This window comes from Halorussus ruber, assembly GCF_004765785.1.
In the GTDB taxonomy this organism is placed as follows: Archaea; Halobacteriota; Halobacteria; order Halobacteriales; family Haladaptataceae; genus Halorussus; species Halorussus ruber.
The window spans coordinates 67029-81588 of the sequence record NZ_SBIT01000002.1; the positions used below are offsets into that span (position 1 = coordinate 67029).

At 63.8% G+C, this 14560-nt stretch carries 15 protein-coding genes and 1 tRNA gene; 12 read left to right on the plus strand and 4 right to left on the minus strand.

What is annotated here, in order from left to right; all coding sequences use genetic code 11:
* Positions 1-596 precede the first annotated feature (596 nt).
* The 3 genes from EPL01_RS07480 (at position 597) to EPL01_RS07490 (ending at position 3283) form a co-directional block, all read left to right on the plus strand.
* On the plus strand, positions 597-1451 hold the full coding sequence (locus EPL01_RS07480) for a molybdopterin synthase (RefSeq protein ID WP_135824641.1): 855 nt from the start codon (positions 597-599) through the stop codon (positions 1449-1451).
* Positions 1452-1753: 302 nt separating this feature from the next.
* Positions 1754-2005, plus strand: a complete 252-nt coding sequence (locus tag EPL01_RS07485; protein ID WP_135824642.1) for a DUF7123 family protein — start codon at positions 1754-1756, stop codon at positions 2003-2005.
* A gap of 183 nt (positions 2006-2188) precedes the next feature.
* On the plus strand, positions 2189-3283 hold the full coding sequence (locus EPL01_RS07490) for a PQQ-dependent sugar dehydrogenase (RefSeq protein ID WP_135824643.1): 1095 nt from the start codon (positions 2189-2191) through the stop codon (positions 3281-3283).
* 22 nt (positions 3284-3305) lie between these two features.
* Here EPL01_RS07490 and EPL01_RS07495 read toward each other — a convergent pair whose 3' ends face one another.
* Positions 3306-4574, minus strand: a complete 1269-nt coding sequence (locus tag EPL01_RS07495; RefSeq protein WP_135824644.1) for an aryl-sulfate sulfotransferase — start codon at positions 4572-4574, stop codon at positions 3306-3308.
* Between the two features lie 132 nt (positions 4575-4706).
* Here EPL01_RS07495 and EPL01_RS07500 point away from each other — a divergent pair, with 132 nt between their 5' ends.
* The 4 genes from EPL01_RS07500 (at position 4707) to EPL01_RS07515 (ending at position 8333) form a co-directional block, all read left to right on the plus strand.
* Positions 4707-4979: a DUF7577 domain-containing protein gene (locus EPL01_RS07500; RefSeq protein ID WP_135824645.1), complete on the plus strand. Its 273-nt coding sequence runs from the start codon at positions 4707-4709 to the stop codon at positions 4977-4979.
* 93 nt (positions 4980-5072) lie between these two features.
* A complete protein-coding gene (locus EPL01_RS07505) occupies positions 5073-5771 on the plus strand; it encodes an Nmad3 family putative nucleotide modification protein (protein WP_135824646.1) in 699 nt (232 codons plus the stop codon).
* A 354-nt stretch (positions 5772-6125) separates the two neighbouring features.
* Positions 6126-6815 (plus strand): hypothetical protein, encoded by a 690-nt coding sequence (locus tag EPL01_RS07510; RefSeq protein ID WP_135824647.1) that lies wholly within the window; start codon positions 6126-6128, stop codon positions 6813-6815.
* A gap of 270 nt (positions 6816-7085) precedes the next feature.
* Positions 7086-8333 carry a hypothetical protein gene (locus EPL01_RS07515; RefSeq protein ID WP_135824648.1) on the plus strand — a complete coding sequence of 416 codons (1248 nt, stop codon included), beginning with the start codon at positions 7086-7088 and terminating at the stop codon, positions 8331-8333.
* A gap of 15 nt (positions 8334-8348) precedes the next feature.
* On the opposite strand, the gene EPL01_RS07520 is transcribed toward EPL01_RS07515, so the two are convergent.
* Positions 8349-8419, minus strand: a tRNA-Gly gene (locus EPL01_RS07520).
* Positions 8420-8624: 205 nt separating this feature from the next.
* On the opposite strand from EPL01_RS07520, the gene EPL01_RS07525 reads away from it, so the two are divergent.
* Positions 8625-9422, plus strand: coding sequence for an NAD+ synthase (locus EPL01_RS07525; RefSeq protein WP_135824649.1), 798 nt, complete (start codon positions 8625-8627; stop codon positions 9420-9422).
* A gap of 55 nt (positions 9423-9477) precedes the next feature.
* Here EPL01_RS07525 and EPL01_RS07530 read toward each other — a convergent pair whose 3' ends face one another.
* Positions 9478-10098 carry a hypothetical protein gene (locus tag EPL01_RS07530; RefSeq protein WP_135824650.1) on the minus strand — a complete coding sequence of 207 codons (621 nt, stop codon included), beginning with the start codon at positions 10096-10098 and terminating at the stop codon, positions 9478-9480.
* 104 nt (positions 10099-10202) lie between these two features.
* Here EPL01_RS07530 and EPL01_RS07535 point away from each other — a divergent pair, with 104 nt between their 5' ends.
* The 3 genes from EPL01_RS07535 (at position 10203) to EPL01_RS07545 (ending at position 12031) form a co-directional block, all read left to right on the plus strand.
* Positions 10203-11321 carry a site-2 protease family protein gene (locus EPL01_RS07535; protein ID WP_135824651.1) on the plus strand — a complete coding sequence of 373 codons (1119 nt, stop codon included), beginning with the start codon at positions 10203-10205 and terminating at the stop codon, positions 11319-11321.
* 238 nt (positions 11322-11559) lie between these two features.
* Positions 11560-11769 carry a hypothetical protein gene (locus EPL01_RS07540; RefSeq protein ID WP_135824652.1) on the plus strand — a complete coding sequence of 70 codons (210 nt, stop codon included), beginning with the start codon at positions 11560-11562 and terminating at the stop codon, positions 11767-11769.
* Complete coding sequence (locus EPL01_RS07545) at positions 11744-12031, plus strand: type II toxin-antitoxin system RelE family toxin (protein ID WP_135824653.1); 288 nt, start codon at positions 11744-11746, stop codon at positions 12029-12031. The genes EPL01_RS07540 and EPL01_RS07545 overlap by 26 nt, the downstream gene beginning before the upstream one ends.
* A 56-nt stretch (positions 12032-12087) precedes the next feature.
* On the opposite strand, the gene thiL is transcribed toward EPL01_RS07545, so the two are convergent.
* Positions 12088-12987, minus strand: a complete 900-nt coding sequence (gene thiL / locus EPL01_RS07550) for a thiamine-phosphate kinase (RefSeq protein WP_135824654.1) — start codon at positions 12985-12987, stop codon at positions 12088-12090.
* A 490-nt stretch (positions 12988-13477) separates the two neighbouring features.
* On the opposite strand from thiL, the gene EPL01_RS07555 reads away from it, so the two are divergent.
* Complete coding sequence (locus EPL01_RS07555) at positions 13478-14521, plus strand: lysylphosphatidylglycerol synthase transmembrane domain-containing protein (protein WP_135824655.1); 1044 nt, start codon at positions 13478-13480, stop codon at positions 14519-14521.
* The last annotated feature ends 39 nt before the right edge of the window (positions 14522-14560 follow it).

Genomic DNA, 14560 nt, shown 5'->3' on the forward strand with positions numbered 1-14560 from the left:
TCGCGGCCTTAAGGATTGCCAACTGCCGGGACCAGCGCCCCAGTTTTCGTCACCCAATCGACGTTCTCGAACGCGCCTCGGCCCCGGCAGGAATGGGTCTCGGTCACAGCGCACACGTCCGATTTGCGCGACCGAATCGCGGTGTGGCATCGGCAGAAACAATTGAATAGGTGTCTTAAACACTATTCTTCAATCGGTAAATAATTGTGTAGTTGTCTATCAGGCTCAAGACGGGCTTCCTTATCTTCTGGCGCGCGCTGTCGCGGTCGTCACGAGCGAAGCGAGTGACTGCTCGGCGGACGCGGTTTGTCCGCCGGTGCCTCGTGCCGCGCCATCGGCGTGCGAGGTCTGCACGAGCGAAGCGAGTGCAGGCTCGGCAGACGCAGTTTGTCTGCCGGTGGACGTGGCCGCCTTGCGCGGCCACGAGGCTGGGGAGGCGTGAGGTCCGCGGTCGCGGTGGCGGTGACTATTTGGATTCGGCAGTAGCTAGCTCTCTCCGTCCTTCAGTCGAGAGTCGTGCCGACCGAACAAATTCTCGGCCCACGCCGTCCCCAGTCACCGAAGGCTACAAGCGCGCCGCAGTCCAAAATCGCGGCATGCACGTACTGAGCGTGGTCGGCTCCGACGCGGCCGCCAGAGGAGTCGCCGACCGACTGGCGACCCGCCTCGGCGAGGCGGGGCGCGTCGCGGAGATTCACCGGACCGGAACCGACGCCGAGACCCACGACGAACCCGCGGACGCGAAGTACGAACTCGACTCCGGAGGCTGGTCGGCGACCGGCCACGAGCGGTCGCTCGGCGCTATTCTAGAGGACCTCGCGCCGCGCTACGACTACGCGCTCCTCGTCGGGTTCCCCGAGGCCGACGTGCCGCAAGTCGCGGTCGGGAATCCCGAGGCGGTGGACGCCGAGTCGCCGGAGAGCGAACTCACAGAAACCGAATTCGAGGAGTCCGAACCGGCGGGCGAGGTGCTGGTGCGCGCCGAGAGCGCCGCCGACGTGGACCCCGCCGAGGTCCGGCGACTCCTCGAGGAGACCGACCCCTACGAGACGCTCGAATCGCTCGTCGCCGAGGTCAAACGGTCCGAGGACGCGCCCTACTCCGGCGCTATCGCCACCTTCACCGGTCGGGTCCGAGCGAAGGAAGACGCCGACGACGAGCCGACAGAACTCCTCGAATTCGAGAAGTACGAAGGCGTGGCCGAACAGCGCATGGCCGCCATCAGCGCCGAACTGGAGGAGCGCGAGGGCGTCTACGAGGTGGTGATGCACCACCGAACCGGCGTCATCGAATACGGTGAGGACATCGTCTTCGTGGTGGTGTTGGCAGGCCACCGCGAGGAGGCCTTCCGGACTGTCGAGGACGGTATCAACCGGCTCAAAGACGAGGTTCCGATATTCAAGAAGGAGGTCACGACCGACGAACAGTTCTGGGTCCACGAGCGTTCCTGACTGTTTATCTCTTTTTGAAATCCGGGTTTCGGAAGGTATGACAAACTTTGTCAGCCCGTGCTGAGACCGTGATTTCTCCGTCGGTGTCAGTCGTTCGCATGACGTTTCCGACGCGATGCTGAAGCAGGGAAACAAAGAGCTAGAGGCGGTTTTAAACGATAAAAGAGTCGCAGAAAACGTCGTAAAAAGTGATTTTCACCCCATTTTCCCGCCTCGTGTCGAATCTGCAACCCAAATATTCGGAAAATCACCCTAACCGACTTCCCTTTATATCATCCCCCAACCCCTACGTGGAAACGAAGATGAGCGCAACTACCCAGCCCTCCGACGCCCCCGAACCGCAGTCCAAGGAACAGCGCCTCAAGCAGTTCCTCCGGCGCAAGGCCGAGGACGGGGAGATGTACTTCAAGAGCAAGTTCATCGCGGACGAAGTCGGCCTGTCGTCGAAGGAAATCGGCGCGCTGATGGTCAAACTCAAGGACTCGGCCACCGACCTCGAAATCGAGAAGTGGTCGTACACGAGTGCGACCACTTGGCGGGTCTGCTCGGCGTAATCGTCCCAGTCGCGTGCGCTCCAGTCGAATCGTCGCGTGACGCTGTCCGATTGGTCCCTTTTCGGACGGTCCCCCTTCTTCCACCCTTCGAACCAACGTCGCCGGACTACACCCTTCCAGACACTTATCTGACACACGACCGGAACCACGCTATTTTTCTCGCGGGGTCCCGTTGTCCCGGCCATGAACCGGCGCGCGTACCTGCAGTCGCTGGTAGCGGCGGGAGCGGTCGGGACCGCCGGATGTCTGCGCACTGCCGGGAGCGAACCCACGACCACGACCGAGGAGGGTCCCCAGTTCCGCATCCAGACCGTCACGATGGAACTGGAGGTGCCGTGGGGGACGGCGTTCGCGCCCGACGGCGACCTCTATCTCACCGAGCGTCCCGGCCGAGTCCAGCGCGTCGTCAGCGAGAGCAACCGGCAGGAACTGGTCGCCGACCTCACCGACACCGTGGCGGCCCGCGGCGAGGGCGGCCTGCTGGGGTTGGCTTTCCACCCCGACGATTCCGACTTGGCGTACACCTACCAGACCTACGAGGGCGACGGCGGTCTCGCCAACCGGGTCGTGCGCCACCGCGTCTCGGAGGACTTCGCGCGCGAGTCGATTATTCTCGACGGGATTCCGGCCTCGTCCATCCACGACGGCGGCCGCATCGCCTTCGGCCCGGACGGCGCGCTCTACGTCACGACCGGCGACGCGAGCAGGGGCGACCTCGCCCAGGACCGCGAGTCGCTGGCCGGGAAAGTCCTCAGGCTGACCCCCGAGGGCGAACCACACCCCGACAACCCCTTCGGCAACGCGGTGTTCACCTACGGCCATCGGAACCCGCAGGGGCTGGCGTGGCGGGACGGAACCCTGTTCGTCACCGAACACGGCCCCTCGACCGACGACGAAATCAACCTTCTAGAAGCCGGGAACAACTACGGGTGGCCCCAAGCGAAGGGACCGACGGAGGGCGACAAATTCACCGACCCCATCGCGGCCTACACGCCCACCATCGCGCCGGGAAGCGCGGCCTTCTACCGCGGCCCCGTCAGCGACTGGGAGGGCGATTTCTTCTTCGGCACGCTCGCCGGGACGCACCTCCACCGAGTCCGGATAAACGACCGAAACGAGGTTGTCGAGCAAGAGCGCCTCCTCGACGGGAAGTACGGCCGACTCCGGACGGTCTTCACCGGGCCGGACGACCACCTCTACGTCACGACGAGCAACCGCGACGGGAGGGGGACGCCCGCGCCTCAAGACGACCGAGTGCTTCGGATTCAGCCGGTCTGAGTTCGGATTCCGGCGGTCCGGGTTATTCGCCGCGGAGGACCGCCATTCCGAGTTCGAGGAGGAAGACGACCGCGCACAGCGCCATCCCGGCGAGCGTCAGCAGTTCCGGAAGTTTCACCCACGCGGGGAAAACGAACGCGGCGTAGGCTTCAGCCTGTTTGAGCGTACTCTGGAGGGTTCCGGTGCCTCGGTAGCGACTCCGGAGTTCCGTGCCGGGGACCGTCTCGTGGTCCTCCTCGGGAAGCGAGAGTCGGTCTGCGGTGTAGGGCATCTGGACGCCCGAGTACGACCAGACGACTCTCCCGCGGTCGTTGATTTCCAGCACGCGGTTGTTGAACGTGTCCACGATGAGCGTGTTCCCGTTGGGCAGGCGGTCGGCGTCCCGCGGCCAGTGCAGGAGTCCTTTCCCGCCGTACTGCCAGACGATCTCGTTCGTCGTGGCGTTCAACTCGACCACGCGGTCGTTCCCGCTGTCGGCGACCAGCACCGTGCCGTTCCGGAGCTTGTAGGGGTTGTGCTGTTCGTTCAGGATGGTGTGGTTGCCGGGCTCGCCCACGACGTTCGTGATGTTGTCGGTCTCCGGGTCCACTTCGATCACCACGTCGAAGTTCCGAACCGAGAGCTGGAAGTTGCCGTTGTCCAGCTTGTCGATGTCGTTCATGTGCGTCCAGTCGGCCTCCCCGCCGGGGTCGGGATGGCCGCCGTACTCCTCGTAGAACTCGGTTCCTTGCGCGAGGTGGTTCTCGGCGTGCCACTCCCAGACCACTCCTCCGGACTCGTTCACCACGAACGCGCGGTCGTTGCCCATGTCCACGATGGCGGTATTGCCGTTGTCGAGGCGGTCGACGTCGTGGACCTCGTGGTGGGTGATGTACTCGTCGTACCACGAGTACTCCCAGACGACCTCCTTGGTCTCGTAGTCGAGTTCGAGGACCTTGGCCTCGATGCACTGGTCGGTGTTGACCACGAGGTGTTCGGCGGGGCACTCCGCGGGCGGGAGTTGGGTCGTCACCGCCACGAGGAAGTTGCCGTTGTCCAACTGTTCGGCGTCGAAGACTCTGGAGTTCGGCGGGTCGAACTCCCAGACGACCTCGTTATTTTCGTCCACTTCGAGGAGTTTCCCGTCCAAGCCGTAGCTCTGGACGCTGATGAGGGTGTGGCCCTCGTAGGGTCCTTCCGCAGCCGAAGTCGCCGAGACGCCCTGCTTGGCGGCCAACCCCTGGGCCCCGAGGACCAGCCCGAGCAGAAGTGCAACCCACGCGAGATACCGCATCCGCCGTCGTCGCTCCATACACGTGCCTGTCTCCTCGGTGGATTAAGGGCTGCCGGTCTCGGTCGAAAGAGGCGAATCGACGGCCATCGACTCCGTCGCTCGGCCCGGACCGACAGAAGAGCAAAGTACCATGATACCGTATGACATGATATGGGCGTTTGGGGCTGGATAGTACTCTACGTACTCCTGTTCTCCCTGCTCCAGTTGCTCATCTACCGATACCTCCGGAGCGACGAGGACGCGCCGCTGTTCCGCTCGACGCCGCCGAACCGGGAGACGGCCGCCATCGAGGAGGTTCGAGAACTGGAGGACCGACACCGGAGCGACGACCCCGCGGTGGTGGTCTGTCCGCGGTGCGGCACGGAGAACGAGACGGGATTCACCTACTGCCGGAGTTGCGTGAGTCCGATGACGGCACGGTGAGAGGCCGGGAATCGAACCGGGAGCGTCGCGCCGGGGGCGACTACCGTCGAGTAACGACAGTCCTTTCTCGCTCGCCCCCGACTCAGTACCCGAATGCCCCGCGCAGTCGCTATCAACGTCGGAGCCAACACCAACGCGCCCGGCGTCCGCGGTCCCATCTACCCGGACGGTTCGTTCGAGTTCGTGCCCATCCCCGAGGAGGCCCCGACCAGCGAACCCGTGCCGACCTACGCCGACCTGAATCTCGATACGGAAGTTCCGGCAGACGCAATCGACTCGCCGGTCCACTTAGACCCGGAGTTCGCAGAGTATCCCGAGTGCGAATCGTACACCTACGGCGACCCCTACGGCGTGAAGGCCCGACCCCTGCTGGACCTCCGCGAGGGCGACTACGCGCTGTTCTACGCCACGCTGACGACCCGCGGAACGCCCGAGCGAGAGTGGATTGCCCCCGACTGGGGCGCGTACCTCGTCGGGCAGTTCCGACTGGCGCGCGACCCGGTAGACGCCGAGGAGTACCGCGACCTGCCGGACGACGAGCGAGCGCGCTTCAGGTCCAACGCCCACGTCAAGCGCGAGGAGTTCGACGCCGCAGTGCTACTGCGAGGCGACGACGGCGAGTCGGGCCTCTACGAGACGGCGGTCCCGCTGAGTTCCCCCGAGAAGGGGTCGGAGGCGAACCGCGTCGTGACGGACCTGTCGAGCGACTCCGGCAAGGGACCGTGGTGGCGACGACCGATGAAGTTCGATGCGACCGCGACGGAGGAGGTTTTGGAATTGGCAAAGAAATAAAATCCTATTTTTAGGAAATAGAATTGTTTCTTTCGGGCGTTCGGATGCGCTTGGCTGACCAACCGGTGGGGTGGGATGAAGGGGCCGCCCGGTCGCGGTCACGCGAGGGAACCGAGCGTGACCGCGACCGGGCGGGGGCTTCAAGAAAACATCACAACGAGGGTACTGCTGTTCGTGGTTCTACTCACACCGAGACAAAGCGGGCGAGGGCTTCAAGAAGACACCACGACCCTCATTCTGCGGTTCGGAGTAGCGGTTACACCGAAAGGTCTGGTGCTGACTTCTCACAGTCGTACTAAAACGGATGTCCGAACCACCCACAAGGCACTTTAGCGACGACACGAACCACACCTCATGTCGAGGCTCGCGGTCGTGGCGCTACTCGCCTGCCTTCTCCTCGCCGGATGCAGCGGACCGCTGGGCGAGAGTACCACGACCGACGCGGAGACGACCGCGAACGCGACCAGAGCAATCGCCGCGCCGGTTTCCGAGACCGGAGTGACCGAGACGACCGAAGCGACCGGTGAATCGACCACCGAGCAGACCGCGACCAGTGCTACGTCTGCCGAGGAGACCGCGGCCGAGGAAACGGCCGCCGACGAGACAGTCGCCGAAATCGAGGAAGCCAGCGCGTCCGGCGGAACCGCCGGGGTTGATGCCGCCGAAGTCACTACTCGGACCGCCCCGCCCGAGACGACCAACGGGACCGCGACGAATCAGACCACCACCGAGACCTACGAGCGCAACATGCCCTACGAGGTCCGCGTCTCGAACTCCGGGACGGCCCACCGGAACATCACGGTCAGCGTCACGGCCGTAAACGACTCCGTCGCCGTGTTCGAGGTCTCGACGCGATTCGCACCGAACGAGACCCGCGAGTTCGACTTCACCGTCGCCGACCCCGGCGAGTACGAGGCCCGAGTCGAAGTCGAGGGGAGCGTCACGACGAAGCGGTGGGACATCGAAACGCGGGACCCCAAGCGGGCGCTCTCGGTCCACGTCTCCTCGGACGGGAGAGTCTACGTCGGCTTCCTCGATATTTGAGTTCCACCTACACTAACGTCGCCTGATACGATTTCCCCACTATTCTCGAATAGAGAGGTTCTTCAGCAATTGTCGATTGGAGCCGATAGAAATCGTCGTGTGCTTTTTAGCCTCCTCCCGGCGACGGTGTTCGGAGTCGCTGGGAATCTGATTCAAGACCTCGCGTATCTGGTTCTCGACCCACGGACAGACACGGAATGAAGGTCGCACTTTTTAGAAGCGAACGTCGGGAACAGAACTTTCATCTGTACCTCGGAAAATCGTATTCGCATGGCTAGCGCGGCGCAGAATCTCACGGAACCCCGCGTTCTCGCGCACACGAAGCGTCGCCTCTTTCCCGACGATAGCGCCGACGATTCGTACGCCGTCGTGGATACCCAGTTCACCGCCGACCGATGGCTCGCCGAGGAGCGACTCGACCGAGAACTCGCCGAGGTTCTGGCCCCCTTCAATCACGTTCGAGTCGGTAGCGGATATCCTGACCTCGTCGGCGTCAGACTCCTCGACGACGAGTTCCTCGCGGTCGAGCGATTCGGTGACGACCCACCATTAGTTGCGATAGAAGCCAAGGGGTACACCGAAAGCGGACGCGTCGGAGTCGAACGAGGCGTCGTTCAAGCGTACGACCGTCTCCACGAGGCGAACGCGGCCTACGTCGCGGCTCCCGCCAAAGCGGTGTCCCAATCGGCGCGGACCCTCGCCCGCGAACTGAACGTCGGCGTTCTCGGCGTCGAAGCCGACGGCTCGGTCGAGCCGCTGGAAACGCCCCGGCTCGTGGGCAGTCGAACGACGACGGAAACCTCGGCGATTCGATTTCAGGCGAGTGCGCAAGGCGTTGCGAACAAGTCCTTCGGCCTCAACCATCCGAAGAACTACCTCGGGTACCCGCTCGCCCACTACGCGGACGGCCCGACAGCGGAGTTGATGAAAGAGAACAAAGTCGTTCGAGAGGTCGATAGCGCACGGCAGGGAGCCGCGTTTCTGAACCTCGTCGACGACCGGCCCGAAGGCGTTCGACTGACGCCGCTCGGTCGGGAGGTGGTCCGATTCGCTCTGCACCGCTACGACTCCGCCGAAGACGCGCTAGCGACGTTCCCGAACTGGTATCGAAAGTCGAAGTGCTTCTACGACCTCGCGCCATCGTGGGGGCAACTCACCCGACGAGTCGTCTTCGCGTATCCCGCGACGCAACTCCTCGTCGAGGAGATACAGCACCTCCACGAGGATGGGTTCCCCGAGCCGATGCTCGTCGACCTCGTCGAGTACCTTCACGAACTTCATCCGTCCTTCACTGTCGAGTTGTTCATCCGGGGGACCGACGACGCCAGAGAGCGCGTTCTAGACCGAGACGGTGAACTCCGGACCGCACCGTTAGCCGATGGGAATATCTACCACTCTCCGACCGTGTTCCAACTGAAAGCGATGCTGTTCCACGCCGGGATTCTGACCGAGAGAGGCGCAGAACCCTCCAATCTCGATCCGGAGAGCGACCTCTGGGCGCTCCGTGAACCGCTGTAACTCGTTCGACAGAAATGCGCCGACCGGGAATTGAACCCGGGCTATGAGCTTGGGAAGCTCATGTCCTACCACTAGACCACCGGCGCACTACGTTCGCTTCGCTCACTTGTGCCCCGAGGCTCGAAAACGCTTCGCGTTTTCTCACCACCGGCGCTTGCTCGTCTTTTCTCCCTGCCCGCACTTCAACGTAGCGCTTCAGCCCACCCCTACAACACGCACAGGCCTGCCCATTCGTCCAGAAATCGAAACCTGACACACGTCTTTTAGTCTCCTCCCTCCCTAGACCAATCCATGATAGACCTCCGATTCTCCGAGGAGGAACTCGAAGCGCGCCGAGACCACGTCGTCCAGTTCGTCCGCGAGACCGCCGAGGACGCCGGAACCGACCGGGCGGTCCTCGGCCTCTCGGGTGGCATCGACAGCACGCTCACGGCCTACCTCGCCGTCGAGGCGCTGGGCGAGGAGAACCTCCACGGCCTCGTCATGCCGGGCGCGGTCAGCCGCGAGGAGAACATGAGCGACGCCGAGTGGGTCGCTCAGGAGCTGGAAATCCCCTACGACGTGTTTGAAATCAATCCCATCGTGGACAAACTGCTGGACGCCTACTCCGAGGCTGAGGGCGACCAGTTGGCGGTCGGCAACGCCAGAGCGCGGACCCGAGCGGTCCTGAACTACCTCGTCGCCAACCACGAGGACGCGCTGGTGTTGGGGACGGGCAACCGGAGCGAGGCGCTGGTCGGCTACTTCACCAAGTACGGCGACGGCGCGGTCGATTGCCACCCGCTGGGGAACCTCTACAAACAGCAGGTACGCCAACTGGCGACCCACGTCGGCGTGCCCGACGAGTTGGTCGAGAAGCCGCCGACCGCGGGCCTCTGGGCGGACCAGACCGACGAGGAGGAGATGGGCATCGGCTACGACAGCCTCGACGCGATTCTCGCGCTCCACGTCGACGGCCCGTTGTCGGTCACCGCCACCGCGCGAGAAGTCGAGGAAGTGACCGTGGAGCAGGTCGAGCGCGTCCGGCAGATGTACGAACGGAGCGAACACAAGCGCCGGGTTCCGCCAGCGCCCGAGCCGCTGGAGTAACCGAATCGCTGGAGTAGCCAAACCGCTGGAACAGCCGAACGGCTGGAGTTGATTTTCAGCTACTGGACTGGTTCGCCACGATTCGGACGCTGTCGCCTTTTTTCAGGACGTACTCCGTGGGGTTCACCGACTCGCCGTTGACCTGCACGACGGCGGTCTCGTTCGGGTCGTCGCCGTAGGTCGTCCCGTCGTAGGCGACGGTCCCGCCGGTCACGTCGATACCGAGCGTCTGCATCGCGTAGGCCAGCGTGACCTGCTCGGCGTGGACGTGCCACCGCTCGCCCTTCCCGTTCTCGAAGTGGAAGGCGTCGGCCTGTAGCTGGAACTTTTGGCGACCGAAGTCGAGTTCCTGCCCGCCGACGGTGGCGTCGATGGTGCCGTGGTAGTGGACCGACCCGACGTTCGTCGGTTGGGTCAGACCGCCGGTGTTCGGGTCGCTGGCTCCGCTCCCGCCCGAGAAAAACAGGACGTAGCCCAGCAGTCCGGCCAGCAGGAGGCCGCCGACGAGCGCCCCGAACATCGCGGCGGTCGGGGTCTCGTCGTCGGACTCCAGTTCGGCCACGCGGCGCTGTTCTATCGGCCCGAGTTCGCCCCGATGCTCGTCTCGAAGGTGTCGCAGGTACTGTTCGTCCTCCTGGAACGATGCTCCGCAGTACGCACACTCCCCCGTCCCCATGAAACCCTGATACGCGCCGAAACCATTCAGTCTTTGCGCCGGGAGCTATATTTCCGGCGTTCCGTCCGGGGGTTTATCAACATTCGCGCCGTAGCGTGCGGTGAATGGGTTCGACCGACCCGCCCGCTGACGGTCCGTCGTTGGAGCGACTGAGTGCCGTATTTCGCGTCTACGAGGCCCGCCGCGACGGCGACCAGTTGGTGTACTACGGCGAACCGCTGGTCCCCCGCGAGCGACTGCTGGAGACCGCGTGGCCTCTGTTCAAGGAACACGGCTACGAGGTCGAGTTGACCACCGACACGGGCGAGTACGTGCTGGTGGCCCAACCCGCGGACAACAGCATCGACGGGATTCCGTGGACCAACGTCGTGCTGTTCCTGCTGACGGTCGTCTCAACGCTCTATGCCGGTAGCCAGTGGTATCACCTTCACCCCTTTGAGAACCCTACCCAGATTATCCGAGCGTGGCCATTCACCGTGGCAATCCTTGGTGTACTGCTCGCCCACGAACTCGGTCACTATGTTATGACTCGGTATCACGGCGTAGATGCGACCCTACCGTACTTTATTCCAATACCATCACTTATTGGGACGATGGGCGCGGTCATCCGGATGAAGGGCCAGATGCCCGACCGCGAGGCGCTGTTCGATATCGGGGTCGCTGGTCCCTTAGCAGGGCTAATAGCGACAATTCTCGTGACCGCAATCGGCGTGAGCCTTCCAGCTGAACCTGTACCGGTCGAGTATATCAATGGTACGAGCACAATCGAGGTTGAGTTCGGGTATCCACCACTATTAAAGCTAATCGCGTGGGCACTTGGCGAGCCGCTCGTCTATGATGACCCAACAAAGATGGTCAACCCCGTCGTCATCGGCGGCTGGGTCGGGATGTTCATCACCTTCCTGAACCTCATCCCGGTCGGCCAGTTGGACGGCGGCCACATCGTCCGGGCGATTCTGGGCGAGCAACAGGAGCGCATCGCCGCGCTGGTCCCGGTCGCGCTGTTCGGCCTCGCGGCCTACGTCTTCTACATCGAGGAGGTGAGCAACGCCTCGGTGCTGTGGGTGTTCTGGGGGCTGTTGACCACCTACGTCGCCTACGTCGGCCCGGCCAACCCCATCGACGACGAGGGGTTGGACCCCAAGCGCAAGGCCATCGGGATTCTGACGTTCGTGCTGGGCGTGCTGTGCTTCACGCCGGTTCCCATCGAGATTATCACGTAGAGGTCTGCTTGCGATATTTTCGGTCATTTTCTGCTCTCGCAGATGTTTCTCTCCCGAAGGTTTATGTTGTAAGCGTTGTAAGGATGTGATATGCTTACAGCGACGATGAGTGTCGTGGAGCCAAAAAATGCCTCGACTCTCGGCACCAAAACCGCTGTAAGTAGGAGTGCTACCCCAATGTGTGACCAACCTGACCAACGTGTGTGCGTGCCCAATCTTCGAGGCAAGGGAGGTGCGTATGTCGGCTGATAAACGCATCCCCACCACCGAAGAAACATGGAAAGAGTTGCACGAATTAAAGGAACCCGGACAGACATTCGACGAACTCCTGACGGAACTGATTCAGGAGCATCGAGAGCGTCAGCTCGCCGAGCGAGCGCGCGAGGTCCGAGAAGCGGACCGGGAGGAGCTGACGAGTCTCGATGAGTTACGAAGTACTACTGAGTGAAGAAGCGCGAGACTTCTTCACCACACTTGACGAGAAAAGCCAGCGTATCTGCACCGAGACGCTCGGCTATCTCGAAGAGAACCCGTATCCGGGCCGCGGGCAGGGCGACAAGAAGAAACTGAAGGCGCAAGACGAAGAAATCTACCGGATACACGTCGGCCGGTCGTACACGGCGTTCTACGTCGTGCTGGAAGACGAGAAGGAAGTGCGCGTCACCGACCTGCTGGACATCGACAAAGCCCACAAGGAATACGACCGGTAGGCGTCCATTCTGGCGGTTTTTCGTCGGAAACTGTTGGCCGATAGCAACAAGTCTGGTTAATCGCCGCCGTGCGTGAACCCGCGGTCCGGTAACTCCTCGCCGTCCATCTCGACACCTGACTCGGTAACTTCCCCAATCATCGAAATCGGCGTCGGCGATTCGTTCCGAATCGCCGACAAGTCGTCCTCAGCAATCGTAAACACCAGTTCGAAGTCTTCGCCGAAGAACAGCGAGCATTCGCGCTCGTCGGCCTCGTCTTCGGCCACTTCGCGGACCGCCTCGGCGACCGGCACGCTGTCCCACGAAATCGAGAACCCGCAGTCGCTGGCCTCGGCGAGTTGGTGGAGCGAGCGCGCGAGGCCGTCGCTGGAGTCCATCATCGCGGTGGCGTGGGTGGCGAGCGCTCGGCCCGCCGTGACTCGCGGCTCGAAGCGGAACAGGTCGTTTGCGCGCTCGATTTCTGCGTCGTCGTTCTCGGGCGCGCCGAGCTCGAACAGTTCGAGCGCCGCGGCGGTCCGCCCGAGCGTGCCGGTGACGCAGACGACCTCGCCCGGACTCGCGCCGGAGCGGTAGACGGGGTCGTCGGTCGCGCCGAGTGCAGTCGTGGCGGTGGTGAACTCCCGGCTCTCGTCCAAGTCGCCGCCGACGTACTCCGCGCCGACCGCCTCGCAGACGTCGCTCGCGCCAGCGACGAACTCCGCGAGGTCGGCCTCCTCGAACTCCGGCGCGGCGTAGACCGCGACCGCGGCGGTGGCCTCGGCACCCATCGCGGCCACGTCCGAGAGGGAGGCACCGACCGATCGCCAGCCAGCGGTGTACCGGGTCGTTCCGGCGGGGAAGTCAGTGGTCTCGTGGAGCATGTCGGTCGTCAGCACGTGTCCGTCTACGACCGCCGCGTCGTCACCGGCGCGAGGCAGTCGGTCGGCGAGGAGCGACAATGCGGCCCGCTCGTCCATGCCTTCGGGTTGTCGGGCCGCGGTGAAAGGTCTGCGGTTTACAAATTTGGAGGTTGGAAGTCGGTCCGTTAGAGAGTAGAACTTCGTTTCAGAAAGCTCTCGCCCGGTCGCTTTGCCCCACAACAGTTTCCGCAGTGACCAGAGTCGTGAACGTCTCTTGAAGCCCCGCCCGAACTATCGGCTGTGTCACGGAGCATTAGCCGGTGGGAAGTCCCACCGAGCGCGGGCCTCACACCTCCCCAACCTCTTCCCTCACTCCCTCCGGTCGTTTCGGTCATCCCTCGCGCGACGATGGTGCGGCACAGGGCCGCGCCAGCGCGCGCCGGAGCAAGACAGATACATCGTTATTAGATAATTGTTCTGTTATCCTAAACAAACAATTTAATTTCTTTCCGGTTCCCGATAAGCAAACCCTACCCGACGCGACCGCCACCGACTCGATGCTCGTCTTCGGTGGCTTCAAGCCGTGACCGGTCGTCGGTGGGAGTCGATGGACGTAGATTTCGGGGACGCGCGCTCGATACTCGTCGGGTTCGGCGCTGGCGTCGTCGTCCTGCTGGCGCTGTACTCGCTGGTCGGACTGGAGGACGTGCTGTCCGCGCTCTCGCGGGCCGACCCCCTGCTGGTCGGGGCGGTCTGCGCCGCGGCGGTCGCGTGGCTGTTCGCGTGGGGGTTGGCGCTCCGAACCGTCCTCGGCGTCATCGCTGTGCAGGTGACGATGTGGCGCTCGTTCCTGCTGTTCTCCGGGGCGACGTTCGCCAACAACGTCACGCCGTTCGGGCAGGCGGGCGGCGAACCCTTCAGCGCCCTGCTGGTCTCGCGCTCGACCGGGACCGAGTACGAGAACGGCCTCGCGGCGGTCGCCAGCGTGGACACGCTCAACTTCGTCCCCTCCATCTCGTTCGCGCTCCTCGGCGTGGGCTACTACGCGACCCAGTTCACGGTCGGCGACCGCGTCGAGTTCGCGGCGGTCGCGCTCCTCGCGCTGGCGCTGGCGGTACCGATTGGGGCCTATCTCGGGTGGCGCAACCGCCACCCCATCTCGGACCTCGTGGTCGGCGTCGTGATTTCGGCCGGAGGAGCAATCGGCCGGGTCGTCCCTCGCGTCGAGGCCCCCGAGGAGTCCCGGGTTCGGGACCGCATCGAGGGCTTCTTCGCGGCCTTGGAACGAGTCGCGGGCGACCACCACCAGTTGGCACTCGCGCTCTCGTTCTCGGCGCTCGGGTGGTTCCTGCTGTCGGTGTCGCTGTGGCTCTCGCTGGGCGCGCTCGGCCACTGGGTCCCGTTCGCGGCCGCGCTGTTCATCGTGCCGCTCGGGAGCGTGGCGGGCGTCACGCCCCTGCCCGGCGGCCTCGGCGGTATCGAGGCCGCGCTGGTCCTCCTCATCGTCCCCATCACGGGCGTCGACGCCCAGACCGCGGCCGCCGCGGCGCTCCTCCACCGCGGCGCGACCTACTGGCTCCCGGTTCTGCTCGGCGGGAGCGCGACCGCGATGCTGGAGGCCGACAACGTCCAAGAGTCGCCCAGCGACTGACAACGATTCGCAAATCCGCCACGTTTCGTAACGATGCTT